General features: G+C 64.1%; 7 protein-coding genes and 1 tRNA gene. 3 read left to right on the top strand and 5 right to left on the bottom strand.

The genetic code is table 11. The annotated features are described in order from the left end of the window. Positions 1 to 442, bottom strand: a 442-nt coding sequence (locus MJD61_20400) for a DinB family protein (GenBank protein MCG8557624.1), incomplete at its 3' end; no start/stop codon positions are given. A gap of 237 nt (positions 443 to 679) precedes the next feature. Here MJD61_20400 and MJD61_20395 point away from each other — a divergent pair. Together MJD61_20395 and MJD61_20390 are read left to right on the top strand one after the other, a co-directional pair. Beyond that, positions 680 to 1,960, top strand: coding sequence for an HDOD domain-containing protein (locus MJD61_20395; GenBank protein MCG8557623.1), 1,281 nt, complete (start codon positions 680 to 682; stop codon positions 1,958 to 1,960). A gap of 184 nt (positions 1,961 to 2,144) precedes the next feature. After that, positions 2,145 to 2,927: a hypothetical protein gene (locus MJD61_20390; protein MCG8557622.1), complete on the top strand. Its 783-nt coding sequence runs from the start codon at positions 2,145 to 2,147 to the stop codon at positions 2,925 to 2,927. Here MJD61_20390 and MJD61_20385 read toward each other — a convergent pair. Further along, positions 2,881 to 3,915 (bottom strand): aminotransferase class I/II-fold pyridoxal phosphate-dependent enzyme, encoded by a 1,035-nt coding sequence (locus MJD61_20385; protein ID MCG8557621.1) that lies wholly within the window; start codon positions 3,913 to 3,915, stop codon positions 2,881 to 2,883. The genes MJD61_20390 and MJD61_20385 overlap by 47 nt on opposite strands. Before the next feature lie 78 nt (positions 3,916 to 3,993). On the opposite strand from MJD61_20385, the gene MJD61_20380 reads away from it, so the two are divergent. Further along, positions 3,994 to 4,065, top strand: a tRNA-Thr gene (locus MJD61_20380). 28 nt (positions 4,066 to 4,093) lie between these two features. Here the strand turns inward: MJD61_20380 and MJD61_20375 are convergent. From MJD61_20375 to nuoB, 3 genes are all read right to left on the bottom strand, one after another. Next, positions 4,094 to 5,233 (bottom strand): NADH-quinone oxidoreductase subunit H, encoded by a 1,140-nt coding sequence (locus MJD61_20375; protein ID MCG8557620.1) that lies wholly within the window; start codon positions 5,231 to 5,233, stop codon positions 4,094 to 4,096. A 40-nt stretch (positions 5,234 to 5,273) separates the two neighbouring features. Next, the gene (locus tag MJD61_20370; protein ID MCG8557619.1) at positions 5,274 to 6,605 is read right to left on the bottom strand and encodes an NADH-quinone oxidoreductase subunit D; all 1,332 of its coding nucleotides are present in this window, start codon (positions 6,603 to 6,605) and stop codon (positions 5,274 to 5,276) included. After that, positions 6,577 to 6,986, bottom strand: a 410-nt coding sequence (nuoB, locus tag MJD61_20365) for an NADH-quinone oxidoreductase subunit NuoB (protein ID MCG8557618.1), incomplete at its 5' end; no start/stop codon positions are given. The genes MJD61_20370 and nuoB, both read right to left, overlap by 29 nt.

Raw genomic sequence — 6,986 nt, 5'->3', positions numbered from 1 at the left:
GCTGTTCGTGCTGCAGTCCCAGTTCCACCACGCTCGCCACGTTGGGGGGGCCACGTTCGAGCAGTGCGAGCACGTGCTCGTCCACGTAGGCGCGATAGCGCATGACGTCGCGTACGGTTGGCCGCGTCAGCAAGCCCCTGCGTGGCCTCGGAAAGGCCGGCCCCACCGAATTGTAGTAGGAATTAAAGAGGTACTCGAAGCCCTCGGACCACGGGCGATAACCAGGACAGTGAGGCTTGAGCACGAAGGTCTCGAAGAACCACGTCGTGTGTGCAAGGTGCCACAGCGTGGGGCTCGCGTCCGGCATCGACTGGACCACGTAGTCTTCGATGCACAGGGGCTCGCAAAGGGTCCGGCTAGCGCCTCGAACGAGCTTGTAGCGTTCCGAGGGCTGGGCACGGTCGGCGCTTGCGGAGATCGCTGGGGTGGGCTCGGGACTCATGGTGCTCGCTATTGATCCGCCCTAGCGACGACGTTGCGCGGGCCACGCCTGCCGGCAGATAACTCGCAGGCCGACTCTCGAGCGTGTGCCGGCCAAAGTCAACCAATTCGGTGGCCCTCCGTGAAATGGGCCGGACGGGACCGGCTCGAGCAGAATCAGCCTTGATTCGGGCCCTCAAGAGCTATCGGGTTCCACCGTAGGATCGGCTCAGCCGGTGTGCCGGCGGGAGCAGGTCGCGTGAGTCAAACAGGGTATAGTCCGTCGAACCAGACCGGCGACAGGGGTTCGGTGGTTGCGGCTTTTCCGGAGCGGCTTGCCTTCTTGGGCCGGCAGCCCATTTTGGATCGCCGCAACGACGTCTGGGCCTACCAGCTGTTGTATCGACGCGACCTCGAGAATCGGGCGCGCTTTAGCAGCGGTCACGACGCAACCATGGGGGTGATGCTGAACGCTCTGGTGGAGCTGGGTCTGGACCAGGTTGTTGGATCGAAGCAGATGCTGGTCTACTTCCCCCGCAAGACGCTGCTCGAGTACTACTCGCTGCTCCTGCCTCGAGACCGTGTGCTGCTCGTCATCCCGCGCGATTTCGAGGTCGACATCAGCAGCGTCGCCGCGCTCCGGTTCCTCGCTTGGAGGGGATACCGCTTCGTTCTCAGCGACGTCGAGCTTGACGCAGCGAAAAACGGGCCCCTCATAGAGGTTGCGGGCTATGCCCGCGTCGACGTGAGCAAGTACGACCCCAAGCGCTTGCGAGGGCACCTTGGCATGCTGCGGTCGCACAACCTGGAGACGATCGCCTACAAGGTCGAAACCCACGCTCAGCACGAGATGTGTCTTGAGATCGGATTCAACTACTGCCAGGGCTACTTCCTGAGCAAGCCGTCGATTGTCCGGGGTCGAAAGATACCGACGCGGCATGCCAGCGTGTTGAGGCTCCTGCAAGCGGTGCACGATCCTGACGCCAGTATTTCGAGCCTGGACGAGATCATAGGAAGCGACGTGTCCCTTTCGTACCGCCTGGTGCGCTGCCTGAACACGGCCGGGCGGGCGACCGCAAGTCGCATCGAGACCGTCCGTCACGCGTTGGTCATGCTTGGCTTGGACAACGTGCGCCGCTGGGTCACGCTGCTGACCCTTGCTGCGAGCGGCGTCAGATCCCCCGAGCTGCTGCACGTGGCTTTGGTACGGGCGCGCATGTGCGACAATCTGGCGCAGGCCGTGGGGGCGCCCAAGTCGAGCACCGCCTTCACGGTGGGGCTGTTCTCGGTGCTCGATCTGCTTCTGGACCGCCCCATGCGCGAGGTACTGAGCGAACTGCCGCTGAGCCCCGAGCTCAAGGACGCCATCGTGCATCACGACGGCCCTTACGGTGCGCTGCTAACGTGTGCCGTAGCTTACGAGCAGAGCCGCTGGGAGGCCGTGGCATGCGCCGGGCTCGACGAGAGCCGAATCACGGGCGCCTGGCTGGAGGCGGCCAAGTGGGCCCGCGAGACGGCTTGGCAAGTGGCTGGAGCCTGACCCGGAGACTTCGTTGCGGGTCAGGTGCTCGCTGCGCGATCAGAGCGATGTCTCAGGACACCAGCATAGTCCTGCGCTACGATGGGCTCGCTTGGCTGTCCAGCGTACCAGACGATCCCCGGTCGGTGCTCGTACCGATGCCAGCGTTCCGAAGCTCCCTTTCGCCCTCGGAGCCACATCGTACGTGTACAGGGCCGGCTGGACCGCGAACGCGCGGCGCCTGGCTTTTCGGGTGCGCGACCTGGCGCTCTTTCTTGCCGGTGAGGTCATTCCGGATTCCGAGGAGCTCAGCCGCTTGAGCGAGATCCGCGAACGCTCAGGTCTTAGCTACAGCGTTCACGTAAGTGCCGGCCCGGAGCTTACCAGCCGCCGCTGGAACGAGCGCCGTCGCGCTCAAAACCAGCTCAAACGCATGATTCGCCACACCCGCGTCCTGGACCCCCGAGCCTACGTCGTGGCCTGCCCCGCTCACCACGCTGACCGATCGGGACCCGAGCTTGTGCGCTGGCAGGATACGACCCAGAGCGCGCTGGAGCGCTTGCTCGGCACCGGGGTCGATCCGGCAAGGCTGTGCCTGCAGTGCAGGGCGCCGTACGAAATCATCGTGCCCATGCTGGAATCGCTCGGCGTGTCGATTGCGATGGTCCTGGCCTCGGAATCGAGCGACTACGCCATGGCGAAGTCGCTCCTGGCGGTCGTACCGGACAGAATACGCGTGATTCAATGGCACGGTGTCGACCCCGATGAGCGCGCCCATCGCTCCTTGCGCTACGTGCCCAGCAAGCACGCGAGCTGGCTGCTCGGCACCTTGATCCGGTCGGGCTACGGCGGTCTGCTCACGTTGAGCGTCTTCCATGAGTCCGAGTTCGACGAATCCATGGATCTCGTTACCCGGGCGGTCGCGCAACTCAGCGGCCGGGTCACCGATCCAACGGATCAGGCTGTCCGACCTCGACCAATACGCTGACCGCGCGTTCGATGTCCCGTTCCGAAAGCTCGCGGTGGGTCACGGCGCGCAGCCGGTGCTTGGCAACCGCGTGCAGGCGCACCCCCCGGGAGGCGGCCTGGGCAGCGAAACGGGCCGCGTCGCCCGGGACATCGAAGTTGACGATATTGGTCTCGACGCCGGAGATGTCGCAGCGGACGCCCTCGATTCGGGCCAGCCCCGCGGCCAGCCGCCTCGCAAGGCGGTGGTCCTCGGCCAGGCGCTCCAGGTTGTGATCGAGGGCGAACAGCGCAGCCGCGCACAACACGCCGGCTTGGCGCATGCCGCCCCCAAGCATGTGCCGCAGTCGTCGTGCTCGTGTCACGAATTCGCGGCTGCCGGCGATGACGGATCCAACCGGCGCTCCGAGCCCCTTGGAAAAGCAAGCGCTTACCGTGTCGACCGGCTCGGCCAGGGCGCTTGGCGGCTGCCCTGTAACCACCGCCGCATTCCAGATCCGCGCGCCATCGAGGTGCACGCGCAGACCGCGACGATGGGCGCGCTCGGCGATGCGCAGGACGTCGGCCTGAGGAAACACGCGCCCGCCCGCCCGGTTGTGCGTGTTTTCGAGTGCCACCAGGCTCGTGCGTGGCAGGTAGTGCTCGCCGGGCCGGCAAGCCGCTTCCATTTCGTCCGCGCTGAACAAGCCGCCGTGACCTGCCTGCGCGAACTGCACACCGGCCCACGCCGCGCCCGCACCGCCCTCGTAGAACGCGCAGTGGTTGCCCTCCCCGATGATCACCTCGTCACCGGGACGGCAGTGCGCGAGCAGTGCGATCTGATTGGCCATGGTGCCACTCGGCACGTAAAGGGCCCACGGTTTGCCCAGCAGCTCGGCCGCACGCCCCTCGAGTCGCCTGACCGTGGGGTCCTCTCCGTAGACATCGTCGCCTACTTCAGCTGCGGCCATGGCGGCACGCATGGCTTGGCTGGGCTTTGTGAGCGTATCGGAACGCAGATCCACGATCATGGGGTCAGGCCAGCGTCTTGACAGCAAACAGGCGTCGGGCTAGAGCGCCGGCCGCGCCCGGTAGCGCGGCGCTTCCGTGCCATCTTAGCTCAGTGGTAGAGCAACGGTTTCGTAAACCGTAGGTCCGGGGTTCGAATCCCCGAGATGGCTCCCCCTGGTGCTCCGTCGCGAAAGCGCCTTACTGCGTCGCGAGAAGCACGATGCCGGTAACCATGATGTTGACCAGCGAAAGCGGAAGCAGTCCCTTCCAGCACAACGCCATCACTTGGTCGTAGCGAAAACGCGGCAGGGTCCAGCGGATCATGAGCTGCAGCCACATGAAGAGCACGATCTTTAGCAGGAAGAACAGCACCTGGAGCGTGACCACGACCCAGTGCTGGAGCTCGACCACGAACCCGAAGAAGTCCAAGCCGTTCCGGTACAGGAAGGGTAGATCCCAGCCTCCAAAGAACAACACGGTGGCCATGGCGCCCAAGACGACGATCTCCACGAACTCGGCCATGAAGAACATGCCCCACCTCATCCCCGAGTATTCGGTGGCGTAGCCTCCTACGATCTCGCTTTCACCTTCGGGCTGGTCGAATGGAATACGCTTGCTCTCGGCGATCGACGCCGTCAGAAACAGCACGAAGGCCAGCGTGAGGTTGGGGACGAAGATGCCCCAGACGTGCTCGCTTTGCCAGAGCGCCATCTCCTCGAGCCGCACGGACTCGTAGACCATGAAGCAGGGCACGAGCGTCAGACCCAGGGTCACCTCGTTGCTGACCATCTGGCTCGCTGCCCGTATGCCGCCGAGCAGCGAATACTTGTTGTCGGAGCCGTAGCCAGCGATGGCTGCCCCAATAATGCCCGTGCCGCCGATCGCGAACACGAACAGGATGCCTATGTTGAGCGGCGCAACCTGCATTGGCACGGCCGCGCTCGATGCGACAGCGCCGGTGCGCGGCAGCACTTCGGTCGCGTGGTCAAGGTAAAGCACATCGGCAAAGGGAATGACTGCGAAGGAAGCCACCACGGGAGCCAGCGTGATGATGGGCGCAGCAGCGTGCAGAAACCGATCGGCTTTGGGAGGCACGAAGTCCTCCTTGAAGATCAACTTCAGCGCGTCGGCGAGCGGATGCAACAGGCCAGCTAGCGTGATGTTGCGCCCAAATAGGGTGAAGCCGGCTCGGATTGGACCAAGGCGGTCCTGGATCATGGCGCTTTGGCGCCGCTCGGCCCACACGAGCAACGGCGCGAAGGCGCCGACGGCCACGATCAGGATGAACACGATCTTGATCAGCGAGCTAACCAGAACAAAGAGAAGGGAGCCTTGCATTCGCAGAGTCCTTACGGCGTCGCCGGCAGGGTCCTGGACCTCAGCGGTCGCACTCGCCGCCGATCATATTGACGGACCCAAAAGTCGGGATGATGTCTGCCAGCATGTCGCCAACGATCATATCCCGTACACCCTGCATGTTGAACCAACAGGGTGGCCGCACCCTGACTCGATAGGGTGTCCCGCTGCCGTCGGACACCACGAAGAAACCGAGCTCGCCGTTCGCCCCTTCGGTATAACTGTACACCTCGCCCGGAGGCGGCCGGAAGCCTTCCATGACCAGCTTGAAGTGCGCGATCGTGGCCTCGATGGTGTTATAGACCTGCTGCTTGTCCGGAAACACGAGGCGTGGATCCGAAACGGAAACCGGGCCATCGTCCGGCATCTGCTCGAGCGCCTGCTCCACGATTCGAACCGACTGACGGATCTCCTCCATCCGCACCATGAAACGGTCCCAGTTGTCGCCGTCGTGGCCGATAGGCACGTCGAAGTCGAGACGGTCGTAGACCAGGTACGGGTGGTCCTTGCGCACGTCGTACGCAATGCCAGTGGAGCGCAGCATGGGGCCTGTCATCCCGAGCCCGAGCGCGCGCTCGCGAGGAAGCACGCCAACACCCTGCATCCGGTCGATGAAGATCCTATTGCCCAAGAGCAGCGCCTCGACCTCGCTACAGGCATTGTGCACATCCGGCAGCACCTTGCGCACATCCTGCTTGAAGTCGTCCGTGGGCGGCAACGCCATGCCCCCAATGCGGCCGAAGCTGTGGGTCATCCTTGCTCCGGTTTCCTTCTCGAGCCGGTCCCAAATCCATTCACGGACCTTGATCATCCAGAAGAACGGTGTCATCGCACCGAGCTCCATGGCGCTGGCGCAGTTGCAGGTCAGGTGATCGGTGATACGGGCGAGCTCGCCAAGGATCACGCGGTAGTATTGGCCGCGCTCGGGTACTTCGATGCCGCAGAGCTTCTCGCCGACGAGCGCGAAGCCGACGTTGTTGAGCATCGGTGACACGTAGTTGAGGCGGTCTGCGTAGGGGAAGACTTGGTTCCACGTGCCTCGCTCGCAGGATTTCTCGAATCCCCGGTGCAGGTAGCCCGGCTGGACGTCCGCTTCGGTGACCGTTTCACCGTCGAGGTCGAGCACCATCCGAATGGTGCCGTGCATCGCGGGATGCGACGGCCCCATGTTCAGACGCATGGGATCGCCCGGCAGCTCCAGTGCGGTCTCGTCGTCTTCGACAATCTCGTCAGCCAGTTCCATTTCGGTCCCGCACAGGCCGGCGCTCAGCAACCTGAGGGTTAGAGCGCCGATCGGTTTGAATGCATGCGTTGGTTCCGGTGGCTCATCGAGCTTGCCGTTCGCCGGACCCATCCGTGCCGTCGCCACGTGGCAGGGAGGACTTGGACCGCAGCTGGGCCAGGCGCACGACTTCACGCGGCGGTACCAGGCGGGGGGCGCGCTCTCCGTTGCTGATCTTCTCTTGAAGCAACATCAAGCCGTCGAGCACGGCTTCGGGGCGAGGCGGACACCCAGGGACGTAGATATCGGTGGGCACGATTTTGTCGATACCTGGCACGGTCGCGTAGTTGTCGTAGAAGCCCCCACATGAGGCACAGGTGCCGAATGCGATGACCCACTTGGGATCCGCCATCTGATCGTATATGCGTCGAAGCGCTGGGGCCTGCCGCTGGCTGATAGTTCCGACCACCCACAGCACATCCGACTGACGCGGGCTGAAGCGGGGTGCTTCGG

The organism is Pseudomonadota bacterium, from assembly GCA_022361155.1.
Lineage (GTDB): Bacteria > Myxococcota_A > Polyangia > Polyangiales > JAKSBK01 > JAKSBK01.
This window is presented reverse-complemented; position numbering and strand designations above follow the sequence as displayed.

What these genes read in the sequence shown, in the direction of transcription:
- MJD61_20385 (MCG8557621.1), bottom strand. Translation starts at nt 3,915, where the DNA reads ATGATCGTGGATCTGCGTTCCGATACGCTCACAAAGCCCAGCCAAGCC.
- MJD61_20375 (MCG8557620.1), bottom strand. Translation starts at nt 5,233, where the DNA reads ATGCAAGGCTCCCTTCTCTTTGTTCTGGTTAGCTCGCTGATCAAGATC.
- MJD61_20370 (MCG8557619.1), bottom strand. Translation starts at nt 6,605, where the DNA reads ATGGGTCCGGCGAACGGCAAGCTCGATGAGCCACCGGAACCAACGCAT.